Below are 19,629 nucleotides of genomic sequence, written 5' to 3'. Positions count from 1 at the left end.
AACCACTATTCTCCAGCCTATTGTTTCTTTAGTTGATTCAACAAATCTAATATTACCAGTAGTCACGAAATACTATCTAAATAATATTAGTTCAATGAGATAACTATTTATAAGAAGTAGATCTACTTAATATCAAAGTACAATCAAAAAAGAACTTAACAGTTGGGAGAGAAAAACAGGTGGTGATGTATATGGAGTATGTAAGAAAAACCTGTCCAATTTGTGGAAGTGAGTTTGTAGTCTTAAAAAAAGTGGAAGAAAAAGCAATATACTGCACACTTGAATGTCTTTCAGCAGCTCAGGGAAAAGTCAAGAAAGATAAAGTTTCTTCCGTGGCGTCTGCATAAATAGATTCGAATTCATAATGAACAGTAGAATTTATTAAATATCTTAAATCTGAAGAAATTAGATACAAAAATCAACCTAAAAGAAAATAACCTAAAAGAAAATCAACTTAAAAGATTAACTTTAATCAAGAAATAACTTTAGAGTGGGGGAAAAAATATGAGAATAAGAGTTGTCAGTTCAAGGGAAGAAATTTTTACACTTAATCCGAATGAGCGTATTGTTCACCTGGCTTTCAGGCCGTCTAACAAGGACATCTTCGGACTGGTTGAAACCTGCCCGAAGATTGAGGTTATCCAGTTACCCAAATCATACATGCGTACAGTTTCAAGGTCCATAGAGATGTTCCTTCAGATGCAGAGAGTCCAGCTCCTTGAGGGAGATGTGTGGGGACACAGGAAAGATATAAACGAATATTACGAAATTCCGTCCTCAGTGATCGAGAAAATAAAAGAAATGAAGAACGAAGGAAAAACCGCAGAGGAAATTGAGAAAAAGGTTGCAAGGGAAAGCAAGCTTAACCCGGGAATGGTAGGCTATATCCTGAACAAGGAAGCTTCTGCCTGAATACAATGCATGATAAAAAAGCTGGTGGGTGTTTTTAGGAGATCAGGTAAGACAGAAATGGGAAAATCTGTTATTATCCAATCTCCTTCTTAAATCATGAGAATTTTATTAATATTTTAATTTTTTAATTTATTTATTAGCTTTTTAATTTGTTTGTTGGCTTTTTTTATAGATTCATCAGTTTTTTTATAGATTCATCAGTTTTTTTATATATGTATAGATATTAAATACCTGCCTTTAAATACCTGTCTTGACTATTAAAGATCACTATTAATTTTTTAATATTGTCATTGACTTATAATTCTATATTATTTTTTGATTGTTTGCGGACAGCTGACATGTAAATGATGATATAGTGCTGATTTTCCTGACTCTACAGGGCATAAAAGTTCAGTTATAAGTCTGTATTACAAAAAGAGCAGATTTATTCCTCAAATATTCTTCAAATATTCCTCAAATACTCACAAAAGAAAGAAATCATCAGGAAGATTGTTTCCAAACAACTTTAATATTGAACGGCAATGATAAAAATAATCATAGTTTTAACTGCATCTTAACTCAAATGCGTATAACCTTAAACACCAGTATTTACTGAAAATTGGGGGTAGATTATGAGCGACATCTGTCGTAACTGTGAAGGTCTTGGAAAAGAAAAATGCTGGAACTGTGAAGGGGCAGGCAGGACATGGAAAGAGATTAAAAACGAAATGGGATGGGAAAAATGTCCCCTTTGCGGCGGAGAAGGGTTTAACAGCTGCTTAAACTGTGACGGAACAGGAAGAGTTTGAATATACCTGAAATAGTAGAACAAAAGAATTTAATAAAGATATTTGTTTAGCGAAGATGTTTTTTACAGGGAGCTATAAATAGAAACATACCGGGTTTTTACAGATAAAGATAGAACACTTTTCATGACCTATTGTTAATTATATTCAGGCTGCCAGCCGGGACAACTTTTAAGAAAGCAGTATATTTCTTAAAAGCTGATGCTTTCTTACAGGCTGATATTTTCTTACAGGCTGATACTTTCTTATAAATCGAACCTTTCTTATAAATCGAACCTTTCTTATAAATCGAACCTTTCTTATAAATCGAACCTTTCTTATAAATCGAACCTTTCTTATAAATCGAACCTTTCTTATAAACTGATCCATAAAGATTTTTGTAAAATTATCCTTTAAGGCAGGAAAGAAAAAATTATCAGGGACAAACTGTGCCTCCTGATACAGATTTCCATGAAGCTCAAAATAAGAAAAAATTCAGAATAAGAGATACAAAAGTAAAAGGAGAGAAAAAATATGGAAAAGTACGTGGACGGATTTTTGATTCCTATCGCTAAAGACAAGGTAAACAAATACAGAGAAATTGCCCAAAAATCAAGTCAGATATGGAAAGATCTTGGCGCTTTAGAGTATTACGAATGTATAGGGGACGACCTGGACATAGAAGAACTGGTTTCTTTTAAAAAAGTAGTTAATGCCTCTGAAGAAGAAACCGTAATTTTCTCATGGATTGTCTACGAATCAAAAGAGCAGAGAGACAAAGTAAATGAAGCAGTTATGAATGACCCGAGAATGAAAGAAATGATGGAAACCAGCGAATATGATCTGTTTGATTACAGGCGCATGTCATATGGGGGGTTCAAAACACTGGTGAGTCTTTAACCTGACACATTGTTGCAGCCTGCCTCAGTATTTCGGTGGCTTTTTAAAGAATTAAAAAAGGCTGAAGAAAATAGATAACTGTCAGATATAAAGGGGATTTTGCAACTGGATTTAATTTCAGGTAAGGGATCTTTTTCACAGCAAAGACTGTTTGGATCAAAGGAACGTTTCTCAGGTGAATCACACATCATACAAATAATCATGGAAAGAATCATAAAAAGAGCATCTTTTAATCAAAGTCCTTTAATTACTACTGTATTCAATTCTTTGCAATAAAAACCTGTTGAGAAGCGTTTTATATAAGCATACCAGTAAAATGTGTAAAAATTCGCAGGCGAAACCACATGACTCATGAAGATTATATGCTGATTTTTGGATCAAATGTGTACGCAGACCAGATGTACACGGTATCGTATCAGGACAGGGACACCGGAGACAGAACTCCCCTGTTTACTCTGGAAAACTCCGAAGACGGTCTGATTCTAACAGCTGAAATCCGGGATAAAGATTCCGAACTTATTGCAAAAATCGATAGAAATGAGTTCACCCAAATTAACGAAAATTTTGACTTGCAGGGAGAAATCGAAAATGAAAAAGGCCTCACATTAACAGGAAAAGAAAACGGCGATGTCGTTTTTAATGCCAGAATTACAGAAGATGGATATGTTGCAGTAAGCGGAACTTTTTATGCAGAAGGTAAGAAAATCTTTATTACTGACCGTAAGGTGGAAATAAACGATACTCCCAGGCAAACCATAAACGGCGTGAACGTGCACGATACCATTTTTATCGGAAACAATAATATCACTATAACAGACGATGGTTTGAAGTTTTGAGCGGGTTTATGATTAGTATAACTCTGGTGATAAACTAAAATAATCTTCCTGATACCCGACTAATACCAAATATTTTTTTAGCGGGATGCACAGGCAGTTGATATTTTAGTTAAAAGTACTTTTTTAATCGATATATGAAAAATCTTCTTTCATCGCCATACAGTTAAATCATAGTAACTATTCAGGTAGCCTTAACGAGGCTACACATTTTTCCTCGTTCCGAGGAAAAATTGGATATAAAATGATTCCTTTTTAGCTTTATGAAACGTGATGAGATTCTTTCTTACTGTGCTTCAAATCCTGAAATTATTGTAGCTTACATTGAGAGTTTAGAATCTCAAGTTAAAGAACTCACTGAAAGACTTGTAGCCTTAGAATCTCGTTTAAATCAAAACAGTCGTAACAGCAGTCGACCTCCTTCTACTGATTATTTTGTCAAAGAGAAACCTAATCCCAAGAGTCTGCGTAAACCAAGCGGGAAGAAACCTGGAGGTCAGGAAGGTCATCCAGGCACGACTCTTGATATGGTTGATCATCCTGAGTAGGTAATAGAACATTCTTTGACCTGCTGCAAAGAATGCGGATCTACCCTTGAGAATGTTGAAGTTGAAGCTTATGAGAGAAGACAGGTCTTTGACATTCCTCCCGTAAATCTAATTGTTACAGAACATAAAAGTCAGATTAAAACCTGTCCTTGTTGTGGAAAGTTGAATAAAGCCGTTTTTCCCGAATCAGTGAAATATCCGGTTCAGTATGGCCCTAATATTTTAGCTTCAGCTATTTACTGTAAAAATTACCAGTTTGTTCCTTATGATAGAATTTCTGAGTTATTTGAAGACATTATGGGAATAAAAATCTGTCCTGCTACGATAATTAGAGCAGAAAGAGAATGTTTCCAGAATTTAGAGGAATTTGAAAACGTTATTAGAGAGAAGTTATTAGCCTCGCCTGTAATCAATTTTGATGAAACTGGTATGAAGATTGAAGGAAAAAGACACTGGCTTCATGTAGCTTCTAATGAAAAATACACATGTTATTTTGCTCATACAAAAAGAGGAGCAGAAGCAATAGATGCTATGGGAATTCTTCCGAAGTTTAAGGGAGTAGCAGTTCATGATGGATGGAAACCTTACAACGTTTATGATTGTGATCATGCTCTGTGTAACGCTCATTTACAGAGAGAACTTACAGGAATTGAAGAGAACTATAAACAGACATGGGCTAAAGAGATGAATGAACTGCTCACTGAGATGAAGAAATACACTGATGAGTGTAAAGAGCAATTAAGAGAACCTGATTTTGAGCAAATTAAAGCATTGGAAGAAAGGTTTGATGCAATTATCATTAGAGCGCTTGAAGAAAATCCGCATTCTCTAAATCCTGAAAAACAGGGAAAACGCGGTAAAAATCCAAAAACAAAATCAAGGAATCTGCTGGATAGGTTTATAGAACACAAAGAAAAGATTCTGAGATTCCTGACAGATTTGAAAGTTCCATTTGATAATAATCAGGCAGAAAGAGATATCAGGATGATGAAACTACAGCAGAAAATATCGGGAACTTTCAGAAAAGCAATGGGAGCGCAAGCTTTCTGCAGAATTAGGGCGTACATTTCTACAGGAAAAAAGAACGGTTTACCTGTTTTAGAGGGTATTCGTGCGGCGCTCATAGGAGCGCCGTTAACTATACTCTGAGCAGTTACAAATCATATTTTTCATAGGTTTTGTTGTCCGGTTCCGGTGAAGGTTATTTATAGCATTTTTAAGCAAAGAAATAGGGGGATATTTTCTGGATATACCAAAATTTAAAAGACTGCCCAGGCACATAGCTATAATACCGGACGGCAACAGGAGATGGGCTCTGGCTCGAGGGCTGGAAAAACATGAAGGATACAGCAGTGGAATAATCCCGGGCCTGGAAGTATACGATATTTGCGTAAAAATAGGAATAGGCGAAGTTACTTTTTTTGGGTTTACTCAGGATAATACAAAAAGGCCTCAAATTCAGAGAAAAGCGTTTACAGATGCCTGTATAAAATCAGTTCAGGAAATTGCAAAACGTGATGCTGAAATACTTGTGGTGGGGAATACTAATTCGGATATATTTCCAGAAGAATTGCTTGAATATACAAAGAGAACCAAAGTTGGAAAAGGTAAAATAAAGATAAATTTTTTGATAAATTATGGCTGGTACTGGGATTTAACATATGCATATGATAACTCCCCTGACGGTAAAAAAATGATAGAGAATATTGCATCAGCAGAAATTCCAAGAGTAGACCTGCTTATTCGCTGGGGAGGAAGATGTAGACTCAGTGGAATGCTACCGGTTCAAACGGTATATTCGGACATATATGTGGTTGACGAAATGTGGCCGGACTTTAAGCCAGAACACTTATTCAAAGCACTGGAATTTTATCAAAAACAGGATATTACACTGGGTGGGTAAAAAGAGATATTCCTGTTTAATTGGTCAGTATTATCTAATCTTTGCAGATTTAGCTGATCTTTGTGAATTTAGCTGATCTTTGCGGATTTATCTAATCTTTGCGGATTTAGCTGATCTTTGTGAATTTAGGAGTACATTTGAAGAGCTGGTTAACTGTACAATTTACCGGTGTTTTAGCAAAAATTTTTTTCCCAATTAACTTCTTGTAGCCGATAAAAGGTAGGCTTTTCTGCGACTCGGACTGAGCAGTGAATCGAAAACAGCTTCTTTGATATATGTTATATCAAAAACAGGTGAAAAAGTACTCTCTATTTCAGCCTTTGAGAGTCTTCTGGGCAGCTCGTATTCTCCCGGTTCCTTATCAGAGAAACAGAGCATGAAATATTTGCCGCCTTCCCTCAGCACCCTGTGCACCTGCTGCGCAAAAACACGTCTCTGCTCATCCATCATCACATGAAATAATCCGGAATCTATGACGACATCGAACTCGCCTTCCTCGAAAAGCCGGTTCATCTGTAAGGCATCTTCAACGACAAATTTTACCTTAACATGTCGCTCTGTAGCTTTCGCTTTTGCATCGGAGATGGCGTTTTCAGCAAGATCTATACCGATGACATCACAGCCATTCATAGCCAGAATTATCGCATTTTCGCCTCTGCCACACCCTATATCAAGAGCTCGGCCAGGCTTGATTTCTCCATTTTTTATGAGGGCTTCAAAAGCAGGCTGAGGGTGATCGAGATCCCATGGTGGCGTGCCCTTATAAACATCATCCCAGAACAAATTTTTCCTCCTCAAAAATAAAAATATTAATCTTCGATTGTTACAACTTCATTCAGGATATACTTGCATATAATTTCGCTGTATATCTTATTTCATAAATAGATTTATATATATTAAGTGCCACGTATGTGTGTTGATAAATAAAGAGACGTATAATAATCTGCCATTAAAAACCAATTTTTGTTTTTAATCAAAGAGTTCTATACAATCTTATTTTCAAACAAACAGCAAAAACTAAAACAAGGTGAAACAAAAATGGCTTTTAATGACAGAAACTTCAGAGGAAATTCTAACTTCGGCGCGCCCAGAGAAATGCACAAAGCTACCTGTTCTGACTGTAATGTTGAGACAGAGGTACCTTTCAAGCCAGATCCAGAAAGACCGGTTTACTGCAGGGATTGTCTTCCTAACCACAGGACTCCCAGAGAAAACCGCAGATACTGAATATTGTTTGTGTAATTGAATTACATCAACACTTATTTCTTTTCTACTTTTTTTAGGTCTCTCTCAGGCCTACCCTGGATACGAAATATACTTTTTACCTGTAACCTTTTGCAGTTTAAGCAGGATTACTTCACAGAGCCAATAAGTCATGTGATCTGTAATTTTCGACTTAAAAACAGCCATCTCAAAGATAGTGAAAATTTTCAAGCAATTATGGTTTAAAAGGTATATTATCAATAAGTGGACTGCTGCCTTCTCTGTAAAGTCTCTTTAAACTAATTTAAAGAGGATTTTCCCTTTTGAGAGTCATTTGAGAGTCATTTGAGAGTCATTTGAAAGTCATTTGGAAACAGAGAGTGTAATTTTTTTATATAGGTACTTTTATGTAACTTGACTGTATGTTGTATGTGTTGAAAATAAAGAGACGTATGATCTGTTATTAAAAACCTATTTTCGTTTTTAATCTAGGGAATATACAATCTTGTTTTTAAAACTATAAATATCCACTTATAAATATCCACTACAAGTGGAGGTGAAACGAAAATGGCTTTTAATGACAGAAATTTCAGGGGAAATTCCGGAGGTTTCCGCGGTAACAGCGGACCAAGGGAAATGACAAAAGTTACCTGTTCTGATTGCGGCGTTGAAACTGAAGTACCGTTCAAACCTACCGAAGGCAGACCAGTATACTGCAGGGAATGTCTTCCTAAACACAGGAAATTCTGAAGATAATCTGCATCAGGCATTGTTAATTTTGTAATTTAATTTTACATTAATGCCTGATTCATCTTTTCTTTTTGTTATTTTGGTTTATTCTCTTCATTTCTTTACCTGTTTCTGCCTGATGAAGGCAGGAGGATAAGAGCAAACCAGCATCGAGAACAGAACCGGTACGAATTATTCAATTTAAAACTTAATAAATCAATAGAAATATTCAAAGGAGGAATTACCTGGCAAACTACAGAAGTATTGTAAGAAAGAGACAGGCGGGATCAAATAAACCAGTAAATTCAGGAGATAAACCTGAAACATCAAGAGTACGAGTCCCTCGCAAGGACAGAAATGAAGTTCTGGCAACGGTTGCAAGTTTACTCGGCTCGAAAAGAGTGACACTTCAGTGCATGGACGGAGTTGTCCGCATGGGAAGGATTCCGGGCTCTAAAAAAAAGAGAATGTGGATCCGCGAAGGTGATGTAGTAATAGCCAATCCCTGGGAAGTTCAGGACTCCAAAGCCGAAGTTACCTGGAAATACACCAGGCCCCAGGTAGAATGGCTTGAGCGGAAAGGCTATCTTAAGTATTGATTTAAAGGTATCGATAAGGATGCCTGATAAAACAGGTATCTAAAAGAGGTGTCTGAAAAAAGACGCCTAAAATCTACATTTTACTTTTCTGAGAAGCATTTCTCCATTGCTGCATGCTAGGTTCTATAGCCGATGACTTATTTACATGCTTCGTACTTTAGCATTATATTGTTATGAAAAAATGCTGAAACTTATCATTATTTCTTATCTTTTTTTAAATATATTATTCCTGCCGGCGGTCTGCTTAAATCTTCCCCAAATACATTTGTTAAGATAATGTTAAGAAAGGGGAACCAAAAAACCCGTGATTTTCGCAGCTTTATAAGGGGTACTTTGCAGGGCTTCTTTAGATTAAGCGATTCTTTTTCTTCGGAGGGAGTTTTTCTGATTAAAGTGTTGTTTTCAAAATGAATAAAGGGTCAAGAAAAGCTTTCATTTCATAGCCTATCCGAAAGGTCAACATGCGTGTTGAAAAACCATAATAGATTTATAATATCAGAGTATCCATTCACATCAGAGTATCCATTCACATCAGAGCATCCATTCTGATTTTGAATATTGAATATTGAATATTGTAAAATTATAGTAGGTAACTACTTTTCGGATAATCTCTAAGCCGTGAAAGACCTGGTGAAATCCCTGTTATTTATTTTATATCCCTTTAAATCCCTTCTTGCGCTTTTGTTGCGATTGCAAACAGCGTAATATTTCCAAAACCAATGTCTTCCGGAGTCTGAGCTTTCCTGAATTCTTCAGTAATTTCCTGTCTGAGCTTTTCCAGGGTCTCGTTGGAAATGTCCCTTAAAATCCCCCTGGAGCTGTCCTTCTCTTCCGGGTGCTGCAAAAACTCTTCTGGAGAATTATACTTCCGTGGGACAGCTCTTGGCTCTATTGAGATGCTGGTAAAGCCGGCTCCTGAAAGCAGATCGTGGAGTTCAGGCGCAGTTACTTTTTTCATACCCCTGTGCCATTCATGACGCCTTTCAATGCCAAATTTTGCAAGAATGGGGTCTATCAGCGCCTTCATCGTGTTGGGGCTGTTTCTGTCAAGTGTTGTCATGCCGACCTTGCCTCCTGGCCGGAGCACCCGAAATATTTCATTAAGGGCAGTTTTCTTATCATCAACCCAGTGGAATGAGGAGCAGAAATATGCATGGTTTATCGAGTTATCCGGTATGTCTTGGAGATTCTCAGCCTGTCTTACCAGAAAACGGACATTGCCGGATGAATCTCCCTCAAACTTTTTTCGTGCAAGCTCAATCCGATATGAAGAAGGGTCGATCCCCGTGAGTTTGCCAGCCGGTCCAATAATTCCAGCGACATTCAGGGCCTGCCTCCCTGTTCCACAGCCAACGTCGAGCACGAAATCGCCTTTCTTTATTCCCATCATTTCTATCAGTACATGTCCTTTCTGGAACTGGTGATCACAGTTTCGGTCATACCTTTCGGCACCTTCAGGAGAATCCCAGTCAATTTTACTCATTTTCGTTCACCTTTACTCATTTTCGTTCACCTTCTTGAATCTTAACAGACATTCTGGCAGAGATAAATCATTATCAATCCAACTTGAGGTTTCTCTTACTTTCAAAAGATAAGAGAGTTAACCCCCTGCTTTACAGAAAAAACAAAGAACCTGATTTTCAAGCAGAAGTATGAAATTACTATATTTGATTCTTACTAACTGGAGCAAAATATAAATACATTTCTTATTTTTTCTGAAAAATTAAGAATAAGAAGTAGCTATAAGAAACAAACTTCTGAACACAAACGAAATCTTTTCTCAATGCAATCCAGTTGAATTATATTTTACCCTCCGGCAGTCTGCTTAAATCTACCCCGAACACGTTTGTTAAGATAAAGTTAAGAAAAGCGAAACTGAAAAACCTCTGATTTTGTAAATTTAGAAGGGGAACTTTTCAGGGCTTTTTTAGATTGAGCGATCCTTTACCTTTCAGGGAGATTTTTAGATTCAAGAGACTTTGTCAAGTTAATTAGGGACTGAAGAAACTAACCAGAAAATAGATCGTTAATAAGAGGTGAAAAATTTCTCCTTATCCTTTCCAGGTAACTCAAAATTGATTCGAAAAAGGTAAGTTGGAGTCATCTATCTATATGTCTTTTTATATGATTCTGAAATATCTGTTATTATGGTTGACACACCCGAAAATTTACCCGGTTGGGTAATTTGGCTTATTATTATATTTGCTATTCTCACAATTTTGGTAAAATGGATATTACCTGTTATAAACTCCTAATTCTGAGACCGATATGGCAATTTAAAATTCAAAAAAACAGGTATAAACCCATTAGAAACTGAAATTAAGTGTCTTTATTCTAATATTTTTTTAACCATTTTCCAGTTTTAAACATTTAGAAGTATCCAAAACTGGACCGCTAAATACGAAATGAAAATCTTCTTTCATAACTAATTCAATTGAAATATATTTTTCCAGCCGGTGGTCTGCTTAAACCCACCCCGAATACGTCTGTAAGACAATGTTAAGAAAAGTGAAATTAAAAAAACATAATTTTTGTAACTTTATAAGGGTACTTTGCAGTGCTGATAATTTTGCTTTATTAGAGAATCAACCAGAATTGGAATTTCATGCATTTTGTCTGCTCATAAACCCTGATCACAAAATTTTCTCTCAATTAAAAGAATGTATTTTTTTTATAATTATAGAAATAGTTATATATTTTAAATGCCATGTAGATATATTGAAAATAAAAAGATGTATAACAATCTGTTGTTAAAAACCAATTTTTGTTTTTAACCAAAGAGTCGTATACAATCTTATTTTTCAGCAATAAACAACAACTAAAAACCAAAGGTGAAACAAAATGGCCTTTAATGACAGAGGAAGTAGGGGAAGAGACAGCCACCGCGGAGGTTTCGGAGCTCCAAGGGAAATGCACAAGACAAAATGTTCTGATTGTGGTGTTGAAACCGAAGTACCTTTCAAACCTGATCCGGAAAGACCGGTTTACTGCAGAGAATGTCTTCCTAAACACAGGAAACCAAGAGAAGACAGATACTAAGTGTTATAGTTTAACTGAGTTTATATTAATACTCATTCTTTTCCACTTTTTTAATGTAACTTAGATCCAGAATATATTTTTTCATAATCCAGAAATTTTGCAGATTGATAAAATCTTCTTCGGGACAATCAGTTTTACTTTTATCGATAGGTTTTGCCCTGGGCTATTTTCAAGTGTTATCAGTATATTTTTGACTAGAGTGGTTGTTTTCGAATTAAAGTGAAAACCTGTTAATTGAGTCATATTTTCGGAGGGTCTATCCGAAACTGAACCACTGAATAAGAAATGAAAATCTTTGCCCATGAACAATTCATTTGAAATATTTTTTCCTGCCGATGGTCTTGCTTAAATTTACCCCGAATACGTTTGTTAAGATTAAGATGAGAAAAGTGAAACTGAAAGACTTGTGATTTTACACATTATAAGGGGCACTTTGCAGGGCTTCTTTGGATTAAGCGATTCTTTTTTCTTCCGGGGGGATTTTTCGATTCAAGTACTGTCTTTTTAGGGGAATTATGGACTAAGGAAGTCATCAGAACACTGATCATTTCGATAATCTGGTTCCGAGAACCCATTTCCAGAGAGGAATATAACTGATATCATTTTCCTTTTTTTCGAGATTCTTCGTAAGCAAGATTAACCTGGAAACTTTTTCACCAAACTGTTCCTTGAGTTCCAGAAGAGCATTGATTTCTCCTTGTCTTATGTGATCTGTACAGGTGCAGTTTATACCTGTTAGCGCTCCGTCTATGCCTTTGATGACAAAATCTACTTCTCTTTTTTCTTTCCAGTAAAAAAACTCTACTTTTCTTCGCTTCAACTCTACAAAAGCCAGGTTCTCTGCAAGCCTTCCTTCGTCAGCAGAAAAGGTGAATGCCGCTGAATTTCGAAGCCCATTATCAATGCAGTAGACCTTTTTGGGCATTTTGATTGAGATTGAATCTTTGACTGAGTATGAAAAGAAGTTCAACTGGTATATTAGGTAGGCCTGTTCCAGAAAAAGCAGGTATTCTTTCAAGCTGTTGACTGAGAGCCCGGTGGCATTCGAGATTTTTGAATAACTCAGGAGAGTTGATACATTTGATAAGGAATAATTCGCAAGTTCGATCAGTTTTGCACTTTCCCGGATATTCCGACCCACCACTATGTCCCGCAGGAGGATACTGTTGAAATACTCAGTTAGCCGAAGGTGATTGATGTCCATATCATTTTCAAGGACAACTTCGGGAAAACCTCCTTTAAAGAGATATTTGTTAAAATAGTGCAGAATTTCGTTTCTCTGAATGTCAGGGTCTTTTAATTCAAAACTCTCAAAATCCAGATATTCTTTAAATGAAAGGGGGAATACATGTTGTGTGATCATCCTCCCGGTCAAAAGAATAGAGAGCTGGTCGGAGAGCATGCTGCTGTTCGAACCCGTAAGCACAAACTTGATATCTTCCCCATGAAGATCATAGAACTTTTTGACCCACTGTTCCCAATCTTTTACATTTTGGATTTCATCAAGGAAGATATATTTTCTCCCTTTCGGTACATGCAGCTCTATGTATTCCCCAAATATTCTGTCGAGCAGCCCTATGCTTTTGTCTTCAAAAGGTTCATCGAGGTTGAAGTAAAGGATATTCTCAGGTTCCACCCCTTTTCCTATAAGATGGTCTATTGCCTGGTACATTATAGTCGACTTCCCACATCTCCTGACTCCGGTGATGCAGATAACCTCTCTGATATCCAGAAGCTTCAGGATTGTTTCAAGAGTCTCTGGGCGTGAGATCCTCTTTTTGGAAGCTGGAACTTTTCTTTCTATCCACCAGGGATTCCACATTTTCATGAGATGCTTCATAAGGGAATATTTGTGTCTTGAGTATTTATATCTTTCATCATAATGATGATTTTAGCTATAAATATCGTCATTACAATGACAGTTATATAAATGAAATTAGATTTGAAGCTTATAATATCTGGATGTTGAACAAGAAAGGAGATTTCTTATTTTCAATTCAATTCAGTTAAAATATGATTTTCCTGCCGGCGGTCTGCTTAAATCTCCCCTGCACATGTTTGTTAAGATAAAGTAAAAAAAGAGAAATTGAAAAACCCGTGATTTTTGCAGCATTATAAGGAGATTTTTCAGGGTCGATTATTCTTGCTCTGTTTCATATTTAATACCCTGCAATAGTTTTCAAGAAATCTGCCGCAGTGCTTCTTACAAATTTATCTTCATCATTGGCTAATCTATGTAAATCTTCCCAAATTTGAGTTTTATCTTCAAGATGCTCAAAAGCAACTTTGAGAGAATATACTACTTCCCTTCTTACCAAGTAATTTTTGCTATTAGTTAACTCGTGTAAATCCTTCCATCCCTGCTTTTTGTCTGGCAAATATGGATATAATCCGGTAAGTGCTCTTGATGCGTTAAATTTTATGAATCCTTCTTCTTTTACCGCTATTTTTACCAGATCTTCCCAAATTTGCTGATTATCAGGAACAGAGATAAATGTTGGAACAACTGCATCTGAGTTGAGGAAATTTACTGCACAATATTTTACGCGAAAATCACTTTCATTTAAAAACTTATGTATATTCCTCCACGCTTCCTGTTTATCTGAAATATATGGGAATACTGGATCAAGTGAATTTATTGCGTTTGCTCTTACAACAGCTTCTTGATCATTAGTCAATTTATGCAAATCGTTCCATGCTTCCTGCTTATTCGATATATCTCTGAACGCTGAGCCTATTGATTTAGCTCCACCTATACGGGCGTAAACATCTTCGCTGTTTGCCAGTTTATGTAAATTCTTCCACGCTTTTTCTTTGTCAGGAGCCAGTGAAAATAAGTTACCTAATGAATACGCCGCAATTATTCTTACGCTTGCTTTCTTATCCCTTGTTAGTTTATACAAACTATTCCAGGCATTTTGCTTATCAGGGACGTATTGAAAGTTAGTATCAAATACAAAGGAGGGGTCTTCTAGTGGAAATTCTTTTGCTCTGCTGACAACTATCAGAAGGTCTTCCCAACTCTGTTGTTTATTTGGGACACGTGAAATTAAGCTTCTGAATAAAAAAGATGGTAATATGCAGACATCACCACTAGAATCAGCCATTCGACTGATAAATTTCTTCCAGATTTTCTGCTTATCAGCAGGTGACTTATCTTCTTTTCTCAATTGGCTTAAAAGCCACTTTAATTCCATCACTTTTTTATCGTACTTTTTTTTACGAGTCCTTTTTAAGCTTTTCAATATTTGCCACCAAAGTTCCCTAAATTTTTTTGTAGCATTTTTTCCTTGAACATAAACTGAACTTTTTTCATCAGAATATAATTTTTAATAGAGTTTTATGCTTATATAAGTTCAGTTTTCACGCCTTCCTTTAAACAAATTTACCTTATTTACTCGCTCAACTTTAGTTGAAATATATTTTTCCTGCCGGCGGTCTGCTTAAATCTACCCCGAACACGTTTGTTAAGATAAAGTTAAGAAAAGTGAAATTGAAATAACGTGATTTTTGCAGCTTTATAAGGGGCACTTTGCCGGGCTTCTTTAGATTAAGCGATTCTTTTCTGTTGATGGATTATTTTAGAAGTAAAACCCTGTTAGCAGACCTCTATTTTCAGGAGATAACAGAAAATAGACTGTTATCTCCTTTGTAAACCATATCTGGAATTTATCCTCTGGTTAAAAGAGTACGGTTTTCATTTTTATAAGTAGATTTATATATTATAAGCGCTGTGTATGTGTGTTGATAAATTAAGAGACGTATGATAATCTGCTATTAAAAACCAATTTTTGTTTTTAATCAAAGAGTCTATACAATCTTATTTTCAAACAAATAAAAAACTAAAACAAGGTGAAACAAAAATGGCTTTTAATGACAGAAATATGTTTAGAGGAAATAATTTCGGCGCTCCCAGAGAAATGCACAAGGTAGTCTGTTCTGACTGCGGTGTTGAAACCGAAGTACCTTTCAAACCTGACCCCGAAAGACCTGTTTACTGCAGAGAGTGTCTTCCTAACCACAGGAAGCCCAGAGAAAACCGCTATTAAGTGTTATTCGTGTAACTTAGTTTACAAACACTTATTTCTTTTCCACTTTTTTAAATACACGTTAGACTCGGAATATACTTTTTACAGGCCAATTAATTTTACTTTTATCGATAGATTTTCCTCAGGGTTATTTTCAAGAGTTATCAATATCTTTTTTGACCAGGGTAGTTGTTTTCGAATTAAAGTGAACATCTACTAACTGAATTTTGTTTTCGTTGGATCTATCCAAAACTGGACCGCCGAATACAAAATTAAAATCTTCTTCCTCGTCTCCAATTCAATCAAAATATATTTTTCCTGCCGGCGGTCTGCTTAAATCTACCCCGAACACGTTTGTTAAGATAATGTAAGGAAAGTGAAATTGAAAAAACTCGTGATTTTCGCAGCTTTGTAAGGGGCACTTTGCAGGGCTTCTCTAGATTAAGCGATTCTTTTTCCTTTGGTGGGAGTTTTCTGATTCAAGTTAGTTTTCAGGTGTTATATTTTGGAATAAACCAAATGTCAAATACTTTCACCCATACAAATTTAAGCAAAAACCTCGTAATCGACATTATGCGATTCAAAATTATCCTTGAGGAAGACGAAGAAGTCGGAGGGTTTATTGCCAGCTGTCCCGGTTTACCTGGCTGTTTTTCACAGGGAGATACTGTAGAAGAAGCTATTGAAAATATTAAAGAAGCGATTCAGGCCTGCCTGGAATCGCTTGCAGAAGACGACTTGCAGGAATGCATTGGAAAATCTTCCTGTAGAGTTGTCGATGTGGTTGCTTAAATGTCTGGACTTCCTGTAATTTCCGGAATGCAGGCAATCAAAGCTTTTTATAAAGCTGGCTGGCTCCCTCACCGGCAGGTAGGAAGTCATGTTGTCCTTAGAAAGGAAGGATCAAAAGTTACGCTGACTGTCCCGAAGCACAAAGAACTGAAGCCGGGCCTTTTAAGAAATTTGATAAAAGCTTCAGGGCTGACGATAGAAGAATTCGAAGTTCTTTTAAAGTAAGATTTTTTTGTTTGGGTACTTTACCGAGTGGACTCTATTTGTCAGGAGATGTTTTTCTTACCCTGAGTTACTTCAGTTTAAATATACTTTTTCCTGCCGGCGGTCTGCTTAAATCTACCCCGAATACTTTTGCAAATGTGGTAGAAAAGAGAGGTACCAGGAACATACATAATACATTTAAGGTTGGAGAGACAAAATGGTAGTTAGGTGATACTATTGGGAGATGCTATTGAGTACGTGAAAATTTCCCGGAAAATCTTTGAACCTATCAGTGACATGGTGAAAGCAGGCCTGTATAAAGACGAACAGGAGGCTTTAAAGCGGCTTGTGCATGACCAGGCTGAACAGAAGATAGATTACTACAACAAAAAGATAGCTGAAATGGAGCAGAAATACGGGATGGACTTTTCTGCTTTTGAGAAAAGAATCCATTCGAGAGTCGGGGAAGAAGATTTTGAAGAATGGGATGATTTCATAATCTGGGAAAGCTATGTCACAGCATCACGGTACTGGGAACAGTTCTTATGACAATAAGCAAAATTTTTTCTGCTCTTTCTTCCAGTGATCTTGTACTTGAATTAAACGTTATCAAAGCAATAGTTGAACCTCCTGTCCAGGCCCTGAAAGCAAGAGTAACTCTTAAAGGGGGTTACACGTTGCAGATAAATGAAAGTTCAGGGTCAGATTTTAGACGATATTCCTATCACCTGCAAAAAGGGGATGAAATGGTAAAGCGTTGGGATAATTCCCCACACTGGAAAGACCTGAAAACATTCCCCTATCATGTCCATAACGGAAATGAAGCAGAACCGAGAGAATCTCCCGAAGTATTTATAGAAGACATTCTCCGTGAGGTGGAAAAAATACTGAGTCCAAATCCCTGATTATCAACGATTTTTCATTAGTGCATGTCAGGAATCCATTTTTCGAAAGACCCGATCCGATTTCATCTTTCTCCTTTCATCATTTTTGTGAGCAACTCTACTCATGTTTCCAATTCGTTTAAAATATATTTTTCTGCCAGCGGTCTGCTCAAATCTGCCCAAAATACGTTCGTTAAAATAAAGTTAAGAAAAGTTGAATTTAAAAATTTCAGTTTATTGCTTTGTTCTCCTTGCTAAAAAGATAGACCTGTCTCCTAGATGAAATCTAAACTCGCCTTCCAGTACGTCTTTATCTTTAATCTTTACCTAACCGCTACCAAAAACATGATCGCACTCATCATTTCCTTCAAAGGTGAATTCAAATCTTTTGCCATCAGCATAATCAACGATCCTTCCGTCTATATCACCAGAAACTAAACCAAATTGAAAATATCCCAGGTTGTCTGGCTCTATCATAATATAGCCTGAACGTCCATATTGAAATAGTCTTCATCCCATTGTTCCATCTCATAAATGTGCCATGTCCCTGCGAAGTCCATAATTTTGATTATTTTTTATTGCATAAAAACACCGCTTACGATAAAAAAGCAGGCAGAAACTGGACCGCTGAATACGATATGAGAATCTTCCCCCAAAACCGATTCATTGTAAGAGCTGATCCCAAAACTCTAAATTTCCTTCCATAATCTCAAATTTGGAATCGTCAATCGCGTCTCTGCGAATGAAGCCAGTTATTAATTTCTTATTGATATGAGAATAAAATTGGTTTTGGGATCAGCTCAATATATAAAAATATGTTTGTTTTCTATGAATTCTGATTAGTGGAATTGATAGTAGATTTTTATGATTCTAGAAGATATTCAAAAGTCTCCTAGATCCCGATTTATTCTATTATCTTTTTTCTTCACAACAGAGTCCTCATTTTCCAAATTTAATTCCTTCTTCAATTGAGCTTCCTTTTCTTCAAATAACCTAATAACGGCAGAAACAGGGACAATAAGCCCATTGATCATTACGAACTCATTCAGGGGATTTTCCTTGAGCATTCTTTTTGTTGAGAATTCCTCATCGAAATATCTCATTTTGAACATATCGCGGATTATCTTTGCTTTCTGTGAAGTTGTGCTCTGGCTTGTCCCGAAATAATTGCAAAGATCAGTAGCGCTCACGTAGGGCTCAAAACTTTTATCAAAAAGGAAATTAATCTGCCCAAGAGAATAAACTATTGCAGCCGCCCAAATCTCCAGCTTTCCTGAAATAAATGGCACCTTCCTTTTCCGGCTCATTTTGTCGATGAGCTTCCTGCACAGCATTTTATAGTCTTCATCAAGATAACGATCCGCAAAACCGTTTGTCATCTCAATGAGAGCTTCTTTCTTTTGCTTTATAAGTTCGCGATCGCTCATAGTTCATCCCCTGAGTACCTTTTATATGATTTATACTTTATAGTTTTTCAGATCCATATTTTATCTCTGAGCTCATCCCAAAACCAGTATTTATTCGACATCATAAGAGTTTGAAAACTATTTTCTATATCACAAGAGTGATTGATTATTCCAAATTCCAGATATGGTGACATAGCTCTGAGTTTTGGGATAGGCTCTAAATATATTTTTCCTGCCGGCGGTCTGCTTAAATCTACCCCGAACACGTTTGTTAAGATAATGATAAGAAAAGCGAAATTGAAAAACCCGCGATATTTGTAGTTTTATAAGGGGCACTTTGAAGGGCTTCTTTAGATTACTTGATTTTATTACTTTGCTCTCCTTGCTAAAAAGGTAGAACTATCCCCAAGATGAAATCTAAACTCACCTTCCAATACGTCTTTTTCTTTAATTTTTACCCAGCCACTACCAAAAACATGGTCGCATTCTTCATTTCCTTCCCAGGTAAATTCAAATCTTTTGCCATCAGCATATTCAACGATCCTTCCGTCGATATCACCATAAACTAAACCAAATTGAAAATGTCCCATGTTGTCTTGCTCTATCGTAATATAAGCCTGAACATCCATATTGAAATAGTCTTCATCCCATAGTTCCATTTCATAAATGTGCCATGTCCCTGTGAAATCCATATTTTTGAATTTCCTTTCTTGCATAAAAACACCACCTACGATAAAGAAAGCAGGCAGAAACTGGACCGCCAGATAAAAGAAATGAAAATCTTCCTTTACAACAATTCATTTGAAATATCTTTTTCCTGCCGGCGGTCTGCTTAAATCTACCCCGAACATGTTTGTTAAGATAATGTTAAGAAAAGCGAAATTG

Annotated in this window: 22 protein-coding genes and 1 pseudogene; 16 read left to right on the top strand and 7 right to left on the bottom strand. The window is 36.4% G+C overall.

All coding sequences use genetic code 11. The annotated features are described in order from the left end of the window. Window positions 1–191: 191 nt before the first annotated feature. From MSMAS_RS19195 to MSMAS_RS06970, 7 genes and pseudogenes are all read left to right on the top strand, one after another. Window positions 192–347 (top strand): hypothetical protein, encoded by a 156-nt coding sequence (locus tag MSMAS_RS19195; RefSeq protein WP_015410794.1) that lies wholly within the window; start codon window positions 192–194, stop codon window positions 345–347. Window positions 348–504: 157 nt separating this feature from the next. Further along, on the top strand, window positions 505–912 hold the full coding sequence (locus MSMAS_RS07000) for a DUF1699 family protein (RefSeq protein WP_011031966.1): 408 nt from the start codon (window positions 505–507) through the stop codon (window positions 910–912). Window positions 913–1,523: 611 nt separating this feature from the next. After that, the gene (locus tag MSMAS_RS18715) at window positions 1,524–1,700 is read left to right on the top strand and encodes a molecular chaperone DnaJ (protein WP_015410796.1); all 177 of its coding nucleotides are present in this window, start codon (window positions 1,524–1,526) and stop codon (window positions 1,698–1,700) included. A 510-nt stretch (window positions 1,701–2,210) separates the two neighbouring features. Then, window positions 2,211–2,576 carry a DUF1428 domain-containing protein gene (locus tag MSMAS_RS06990; protein ID WP_011031967.1) on the top strand — a complete coding sequence of 122 codons (366 nt, stop codon included), beginning with the start codon at window positions 2,211–2,213 and terminating at the stop codon, window positions 2,574–2,576. Window positions 2,577–2,920: 344 nt separating this feature from the next. After that, window positions 2,921–3,412 carry a hypothetical protein gene (locus tag MSMAS_RS06985; RefSeq protein ID WP_011031968.1) on the top strand — a complete coding sequence of 164 codons (492 nt, stop codon included), beginning with the start codon at window positions 2,921–2,923 and terminating at the stop codon, window positions 3,410–3,412. Window positions 3,413–3,672: 260 nt separating this feature from the next. After that, window positions 3,673–5,106 (top strand): annotated as a pseudogene (locus tag MSMAS_RS06975) (IS66-like element ISMma14 family transposase). A 58-nt stretch (window positions 5,107–5,164) separates the two neighbouring features. Continuing rightward, window positions 5,165–5,860, top strand: a complete 696-nt coding sequence (locus tag MSMAS_RS06970) for an undecaprenyl diphosphate synthase family protein (RefSeq protein ID WP_320414840.1) — start codon at window positions 5,165–5,167, stop codon at window positions 5,858–5,860. Window positions 5,861–6,055: 195 nt separating this feature from the next. On the opposite strand, the gene MSMAS_RS06965 is transcribed toward MSMAS_RS06970, so the two are convergent. Next, window positions 6,056–6,643, bottom strand: a complete 588-nt coding sequence (locus MSMAS_RS06965; RefSeq protein ID WP_015410800.1) for a class I SAM-dependent methyltransferase — start codon at window positions 6,641–6,643, stop codon at window positions 6,056–6,058. Between the two features lie 255 nt (window positions 6,644–6,898). Here MSMAS_RS06965 and MSMAS_RS06960 point away from each other — a divergent pair, with 255 nt between their 5' ends. The 3 genes from MSMAS_RS06960 to eif1A all read left to right on the top strand — a co-directional run bounded on the left by MSMAS_RS06960 (window position 6,899) and on the right by eif1A (window position 8,391). Further along, window positions 6,899–7,087 carry a CxxC-x17-CxxC domain-containing protein gene (locus tag MSMAS_RS06960; protein WP_015410801.1) on the top strand — a complete coding sequence of 63 codons (189 nt, stop codon included), beginning with the start codon at window positions 6,899–6,901 and terminating at the stop codon, window positions 7,085–7,087. Window positions 7,088–7,630: 543 nt separating this feature from the next. Then, on the top strand, window positions 7,631–7,813 hold the full coding sequence (locus tag MSMAS_RS06955) for a CxxC-x17-CxxC domain-containing protein (RefSeq protein WP_015410803.1): 183 nt from the start codon (window positions 7,631–7,633) through the stop codon (window positions 7,811–7,813). A 242-nt stretch (window positions 7,814–8,055) separates the two neighbouring features. Then, the gene (eif1A, locus tag MSMAS_RS18135; protein WP_080503005.1) at window positions 8,056–8,391 is read left to right on the top strand and encodes a translation initiation factor eIF-1A; all 336 of its coding nucleotides are present in this window, start codon (window positions 8,056–8,058) and stop codon (window positions 8,389–8,391) included. Between the two features lie 661 nt (window positions 8,392–9,052). Here the strand turns inward: eif1A and MSMAS_RS06945 are convergent. Beyond that, window positions 9,053–9,874 carry a class I SAM-dependent methyltransferase gene (locus tag MSMAS_RS06945; RefSeq protein WP_011031972.1) on the bottom strand — a complete coding sequence of 274 codons (822 nt, stop codon included), beginning with the start codon at window positions 9,872–9,874 and terminating at the stop codon, window positions 9,053–9,055. Window positions 9,875–11,232: 1,358 nt separating this feature from the next. Here MSMAS_RS06945 and MSMAS_RS06940 point away from each other — a divergent pair. Beyond that, window positions 11,233–11,430 carry a CxxC-x17-CxxC domain-containing protein gene (locus MSMAS_RS06940; protein WP_015410804.1) on the top strand — a complete coding sequence of 66 codons (198 nt, stop codon included), beginning with the start codon at window positions 11,233–11,235 and terminating at the stop codon, window positions 11,428–11,430. A gap of 544 nt (window positions 11,431–11,974) precedes the next feature. On the opposite strand, the gene MSMAS_RS06930 is transcribed toward MSMAS_RS06940, so the two are convergent. Then, on the bottom strand, window positions 11,975–13,270 hold the full coding sequence (locus tag MSMAS_RS06930) for an ATP-binding protein (protein WP_011031974.1): 1,296 nt from the start codon (window positions 13,268–13,270) through the stop codon (window positions 11,975–11,977). Window positions 13,271–13,589: 319 nt separating this feature from the next. Continuing rightward, window positions 13,590–14,675: a HEAT repeat domain-containing protein gene (locus MSMAS_RS06925; protein WP_015410806.1), complete on the bottom strand. Its 1,086-nt coding sequence runs from the start codon at window positions 14,673–14,675 to the stop codon at window positions 13,590–13,592. A 618-nt stretch (window positions 14,676–15,293) separates the two neighbouring features. Here MSMAS_RS06925 and MSMAS_RS06920 point away from each other — a divergent pair. From MSMAS_RS06920 to MSMAS_RS06900, 5 genes are all read left to right on the top strand, one after another. Then, window positions 15,294–15,479: a CxxC-x17-CxxC domain-containing protein gene (locus MSMAS_RS06920; RefSeq protein ID WP_015410807.1), complete on the top strand. Its 186-nt coding sequence runs from the start codon at window positions 15,294–15,296 to the stop codon at window positions 15,477–15,479. 552 nt (window positions 15,480–16,031) lie between these two features. Further along, complete coding sequence (locus tag MSMAS_RS06915; RefSeq protein WP_048131895.1) at window positions 16,032–16,250, top strand: type II toxin-antitoxin system HicB family antitoxin; 219 nt, start codon at window positions 16,032–16,034, stop codon at window positions 16,248–16,250. Then, entirely contained in the window at window positions 16,251–16,475 is a 225-nt protein-coding gene (locus tag MSMAS_RS06910) for a type II toxin-antitoxin system HicA family toxin (RefSeq protein ID WP_011031978.1), read from the top strand. A 207-nt stretch (window positions 16,476–16,682) separates the two neighbouring features. Continuing rightward, complete coding sequence (locus MSMAS_RS06905) at window positions 16,683–17,003, top strand: hypothetical protein (protein WP_226987653.1); 321 nt, start codon at window positions 16,683–16,685, stop codon at window positions 17,001–17,003. Then, window positions 17,000–17,359: a toxin-antitoxin system TumE family protein gene (locus tag MSMAS_RS06900; protein WP_011031980.1), complete on the top strand. Its 360-nt coding sequence runs from the start codon at window positions 17,000–17,002 to the stop codon at window positions 17,357–17,359. Before MSMAS_RS06905 ends, MSMAS_RS06900 begins: the two co-directional genes overlap by 4 nt. Before the next feature lie 306 nt (window positions 17,360–17,665). Here MSMAS_RS06900 and MSMAS_RS19435 read toward each other — a convergent pair whose 3' ends face one another. The 3 genes from MSMAS_RS19435 to MSMAS_RS06885 form a co-directional block, all read right to left on the bottom strand. Beyond that, the gene (locus MSMAS_RS19435) at window positions 17,666–17,815 is read right to left on the bottom strand and encodes a hypothetical protein (protein ID WP_226987654.1); all 150 of its coding nucleotides are present in this window, start codon (window positions 17,813–17,815) and stop codon (window positions 17,666–17,668) included. Window positions 17,816–18,219: 404 nt separating this feature from the next. Beyond that, entirely contained in the window at window positions 18,220–18,765 is a 546-nt protein-coding gene (locus tag MSMAS_RS06890; protein WP_011031981.1) for a DUF6398 domain-containing protein, read from the bottom strand. A gap of 347 nt (window positions 18,766–19,112) precedes the next feature. Further along, entirely contained in the window at window positions 19,113–19,460 is a 348-nt protein-coding gene (locus tag MSMAS_RS06885) for a hypothetical protein (protein WP_011031982.1), read from the bottom strand. Between the last annotated feature and the right edge of the window lie 169 nt (window positions 19,461–19,629).

The sequence above is a fragment of the Methanosarcina mazei S-6 genome (assembly GCF_000970205.1).
Taxonomy (GTDB): domain Archaea; phylum Halobacteriota; class Methanosarcinia; order Methanosarcinales; family Methanosarcinaceae; genus Methanosarcina; species Methanosarcina mazei.
This window is presented reverse-complemented; position numbering and strand designations above follow the sequence as displayed.